Here is a 559-nt window from a genome sequence, read left to right as displayed (position 1 = left end):
ATTCATTAAAGACTGTACCGCCTTGGAAAATATCGTCAATCATCAAAATGCCGCCAACTTCTAGTCGGTCCATGATTAACGGGAAAAAGTCGAAGTATTTTGCTTTCGCTGAATCTAATAAGGCAAAGTCATATTTAGCTTCTAGAGTTGGCAATATATCTTTGGCGTCACCTTCATGGATAGTCACTTGGTCTGATACACCTAATTTTTCAAAGTTGACTTTAGCAGCAACAATCATTTTGTCATAACGATCAATGGTATCTAAGCTTCTTTCAGAATGGCCATAAACCATTAGTGATCCAGAGAATCCGATGGCCATACCGATTTCTAGAATTTTCTTTGGTTGTTTAATACTTAATAGAAAGTCTAAGAAAACTGCTGTTTCATGAGGAATTACTGGTACGCGGTTTTCATGGGCGTAATCTTCTAATTCTTTTAATGGTGCTGGAAAGTCGTTCTGTTCAGTACGCATGAAGTTCAATACGCCTGCTTCTACTACTGGGCGGTCCATCATTTCATTTTGTAATACTTTTTCTTTAGTCTCATTTACTTCGTTTGA

General features: G+C 37.4%; 1 protein-coding gene. It reads right to left on the bottom strand.

Annotation, left to right across the window (positions count from 1 at the left end; translation table 11 throughout):
- Window positions 1-559: O-methyltransferase (locus ACRCJ0_RS18890; protein ID WP_431391739.1), on the bottom strand; the 559-nt coding region annotated here is incomplete at both ends.

The sequence above is a fragment of the Aerococcus sp. L_32 genome (genome assembly GCF_050689315.1).
Note: the sequence above shows the minus strand (reverse complement) of the source record. Positions and strands in the feature narration are given on the sequence as shown.